The organism is Lamprobacter modestohalophilus (genome assembly GCF_016583905.1).
Lineage (GTDB): Bacteria > Pseudomonadota > Gammaproteobacteria > Chromatiales > Chromatiaceae > Lamprobacter > Lamprobacter modestohalophilus.
The window spans coordinates 1-951 of the sequence record NZ_NRRY01000177.1 but is presented as its reverse complement, the minus strand read 5'-3'; the positions used below and the strand labels follow the sequence as shown (position 1 = coordinate 951).

The 951-nt window shown below is 64.6% G+C and carries 2 protein-coding genes; both read left to right on the top strand.

All coding sequences use genetic code 11. The features are described 5' to 3' along the window. Positions 1-309, top strand: a 309-nt coding sequence (locus CKO42_RS26720) for an SDR family oxidoreductase (RefSeq protein WP_200252759.1), incomplete at its 5' end; no start/stop codon positions are given. 31 nt (positions 310-340) lie between these two features. Then, a complete protein-coding gene (locus CKO42_RS26715; RefSeq protein ID WP_200252756.1) occupies positions 341-889 on the top strand; it encodes a DUF427 domain-containing protein in 549 nt (182 codons plus the stop codon). Positions 890-951 lie beyond the last annotated feature (62 nt).

Sequence of the window (951 nt, the reverse complement as noted above, 5' to 3'; positions counted from 1 at the left end):
ACCGCCTCGGTCAAACAGAGCGCTGGCTTTTCCGCCTTTGCTGCGGCCAAGCATGGCCTGAGAGCACTGGCAGGCAGTCTGGCACGCGAGGTTGGCCCGCAAGGGATTCATGTCGCACACCTGATCATCGACGGCATCATCGATGTCCCACGGGTGCATGAACAGATGCCGGAGATGGCGGCAGCGCGGGGTGAGCAGGGCTTGATCAAGCCCGAGCATATCGCCGAGACGTTGCTCTGGCTGCATCGTCAGCCAAAGGATGCTTGGACCTTCGAGCTGGATCTGCGCCCGGCCAACGAGCCCTGGTAACCATCGACCCAACTGAGAGCGGCTAAATCGTATGAACCCACAGGATCTTGAGCGCGCCCGCAACGCCTGGACCTATCGCGGCCAGCAGCGGCCGCCGTTTGCTGTCGTCCCTGCTGAAGGGCAGGAATCGGTCTGGGATTATCCTCGCCCTCCGGCCTATGTGCCGGACCAGCGCTTGGTTGAGGTCTCTGCGGGTGAACAGCGGATCGCTCGCACCGAGCGCGCCATCCGGGTATTAGAAACCGGCAGCCCGCCGGCGTTCTATCTGCCACCGGAAGCGGTGGATCAAGCCCGGCTGCGGCCCAGCACGCGCCGCACCTTCTGCGAATGGAAGGGGGAGGCGGAGTACTTTGATGTCGAGGGTAGCGCGGGTTGGATCAGCAACGCGCTCTGGCGCTATCCGCAGCCGGAAGGCGAGGCAAGCGTCATCGCTGGCTGGTTTGCCGCCTATCCGAGTCTGCTGCGCTGCGCAGTTGCTGGCGAGACCGTGCGCGCTCAGGCCGGTGGCTTCTACGGCGGCTGGATCACCGACGAGCTGGTCGGCCCGTTCAAGGGCGAGCCGGGGACCGGGCATTGGTAGCCGACCAACGCCGTGCGGAGATCCTCACCTCGCTGACAGCGATCGAGGCAGAAAAGGGGGTA

Bases quoted from the DNA above. Each gene is read 5' to 3' on its own strand.
- CKO42_RS26715 (WP_200252756.1), top strand. From the start codon at position 341: ATGAACCCACAGGATCTTGAGCGCGCCCGCAACGCCTGGACCTATCGC.